Below are 3196 nucleotides of genomic sequence, written 5' to 3'. Positions count from 1 at the left end.
GACGGTGCGGGACGGCACGGGACGGTGCGGGACGGCACGGGACGGTGCGGGACGGCACGGGACGGTGCGGGACGGCACGGGACGGTGCGGGACGGCACGGGACGGTGCGGGACGGCCACTCACCGGCCCGCTGCCCGGCCACCCACGCCAGGCACCCCACTCGTACCCCCCCCCCCCGCACCCACCCCACACCACCGGGACCCCGGCAGCGAGTTGAGACCCCGGCAAGACCCGGCCGGACCCCGCCACACCGGGCAGACCACCCACGGCACACGGGAAGAGGACCAGCGGCGCGGACAGCCACGGCGGCAGCCGAGCGGTGCATCACCAGGCTCACACAGTGGCGCGGCCTGGCCACTGGCTACGACAAGACCGCCACCATCCACCCCGCCGGACTCCACCTCGCCGCCATCTTCATCTGGCCATCGAGGTGATCCACAAGAAACGGCCTAGCGGTCCGGCTGAACGCCGAACAGGAGGCCGACCAACCGCCAGACGCCCACCGACGCTCCCGCCGGGCCAGATGCACACCATCGGCTGCCGCCCGCGCGCCGACTGCGGCGGCTGCGGCGGCTGGCCGTGTGAACGTCCGTCGGGGCTCCGGTTCCACTCTGCCGGTCCACGCCGAACACTTCAGCCTCGCTCTCGCGCGCCCTGCCGTCCCGCTCACGGGCTGACGCCTCCTGGCAGTACCAGCGCACGGCGGTGATACCCCAGCGGCCTTCGGCGATGTCCGAGCGGCCCTGGTGCAGCCGCTGTCGGCGAGCTGGCGGGACAGCAAGGACCGCCACTTGCCGAGCATCAGCACCCCGCCCCAGCACGATCTGTGTGACCTTCTCGACGCCATTCTCCACGCCGCCCGCACCAACATCCCCTGACGCCACCTGCCGCATGACTGCCCGCACTGGAACACCGCCTACGGCTGCTTCGGCAGCTGGGAGAAAGACGGCATCCTCGAGCACCCCAACACCGCACTGCGGCGCCGGATCCGCGAGGAAGAGGGCCGCCACCCAGAGCCGACCGGCTTCGTCACCGACGCACAGCGCGTGAAGCCCCCGGCCACCGTTCCCGCCCGCGAACAGAACACTGACGTACGTTCCCGCCCGCGGGCAGAACGCTGACGTACGTTCCCCCCCCGGCGGGCAGAACGCTGACGCGGCCAAGGAGCTCGCCGGCCGCACGCCGAACATCATCATCGACACGGCCGGCCTGATGCCGACGGCGCCGGTCACCGCCGCCGGCATCCCAGACTGCGTCGCCGGCGGACGCCTCCTCAACCCCCTCGCCGCCCCCGCCCCCGGCATCCGCAAGGGCCGGGCCGACCGCGGCTACCGCGAGCACCTCATCGGCCGTGCCGCCCGCCCCGGCATCGACCTCGACGTCATCCGGCACACCCCCGCAACCAGAGCCTTCATCGACCTGCCCCGCAGACGGGCGGCCGAGCACACGCCGGGCCGGCTCATGCACCACCGCCACCTCGCCCGCGACTGCAAAACCCTCCCCGCACCCTCCACCGCCATGAACCACAGCGCGGCGACCGCCCTCAAAACCCGCCGCCTCACCCACACAGCCACACCCGCCTGACACGGAGCCTGAAGCACCAGCACAGGCCCGCCCCGGAGCCGGCCGGAGCAGGCTCCGGGGACCGATTCTGGGTGTCCCTGCGGGAAACGCTGCGCGATACTCGCCCGGTGAAATGGCGCGAGCAGGCAGAAACAGCAGAACAGACCGGTGACTGGGATACAGCCATCTCGCTGGTGAGCGCCCGTGCCGCGTGCTACTCCACCGACTACCTCGCGCACGACAATCATCTGTGGCACATGGACCTGCTCGTCCGGGCGGAGCGATTCGACCAGCTCACCGCACTCGCGCTCAAGGACGTCCACGCGCGCCGACGACTCAACAAAGCGCTTCACGAGCGCGGGATGGACACAGCGCTGCACCGCCGCGCCAAGGCCGGCGACCATGGCGCCCTGTATCACCTGGTGAAGCTGCTGTGCGAAAGAGACCAGCTCCAGCAGGCCCACGAAGCAGTCGAGCGCCTCGGCCCTGCAAACGAGTACGCCCACCAGCTCCTGGCCGACTTCCGCACAGCCCCCGGCGCCACCGGGTAAGTCTCCACCGCCCACTGCCGCACACCCGGCGACATGATGCCACCTCCGGACGCACTACCGGCAGAACACACCCTCCACGCCTGCCTCCCGGCATCCGGTGCCGGCGGCGTCACGGAGCCGAACGCCCGGGCACCAGCAGAAGAGTTCGGGATCCCTCATCCAGAGCGTGGAGCAGACCGACCGGGCACCAGCCGGCACCGCGCAGGAACTGCCGCACGGGATGGCCGCAGACGCGGGCCGAGGCCAACAGTTTCGTGACAGTGCACACCCGCTCAACGGCCGTAAGGAGCTGTACGCCCACACCGCGCCGGCAAGCACCCGCAGCGGCCATCAGCATGACGAACAAACCCCTGCCCCAAGAAGCTTGTACTCCACCACGCACCAACCCACCGGACCGCAAGAATCCCGGGCCATGAGAACCCCACCCTGCTCACACCAGCGCCGGATACCATCCCCCCGCGCGCGGTCACCCGCCGCCACGACAACATCGACCCCGGCCACCACAGCCCAGCCCGACGGGCATGCACGATCCACAGGAAGCCCGCCGACGTTCTCACCACGAGGACGCATCACAGCAGCGTAAGAGCCTGTGTCATATCCCCGGTCGGATCAGTGGGCGGCGTCTGGTGCGTGCGATCGCAAGGCGCCGGGAAGTCCTCGGTGGGGGTCCCCCCGGGCCGTTCAGGCCTGGGGGAGGAGCTACCAGGGCTTTTCGGCAACGCGGCGAGCGTGCGTGCCAGACGACGCCCACCCGGCCGGGGATATGACACAGGCTCTCAGGACAGCCGAAGGCACCCGCCTGCCCAGCCCGCCCGGGCCCGGCCCCCTCCGCACGGCGGACCGAGGCACCCGTAACCCCCTCCCGCGGCAGGCGGAACAGCCGTACCCCCCACCGGCCATGGGCGGAACGGCCCTACCCCCCCCCCACCGGCGGTGAGCACACACCGCGACACACCCCGCCCCGCGGACGGCCGGACACCCAGCCACCCCCCCACCCACCACAGCAGGCAGACGGGCTCCACACCCGGCAGACAAGACCACCCGCTCCATACGCCCCCACAACCGGCCCGAACACACCCGCC

2 protein-coding genes are annotated in these 3196 nt (G+C 71.4%); both read left to right on the top strand.

What is annotated here, in order from left to right; translation table 11 throughout:
- Window positions 1–1212: 1212 nt before the first annotated feature.
- Window positions 1213–1584 (top strand): hypothetical protein, encoded by a 372-nt coding sequence (locus AC07DI_RS37265; RefSeq protein ID WP_478909388.1) that lies wholly within the window; start codon window positions 1213–1215, stop codon window positions 1582–1584.
- A gap of 71 nt (window positions 1585–1655) precedes the next feature.
- Window positions 1656–2114 carry a hypothetical protein gene (locus AC07DI_RS37260; protein WP_478909386.1) on the top strand — a complete coding sequence of 153 codons (459 nt, stop codon included), beginning with the start codon at window positions 1656–1658 and terminating at the stop codon, window positions 2112–2114.
- The last annotated feature ends 1082 nt before the right edge of the window (window positions 2115–3196 follow it).

This window comes from Streptomyces sp. NPDC044106, assembly GCF_056433985.1.
The sequence above is the reverse complement of the archived record's forward strand: the minus strand, read 5'-3'. Positions and strand labels throughout refer to the sequence as shown.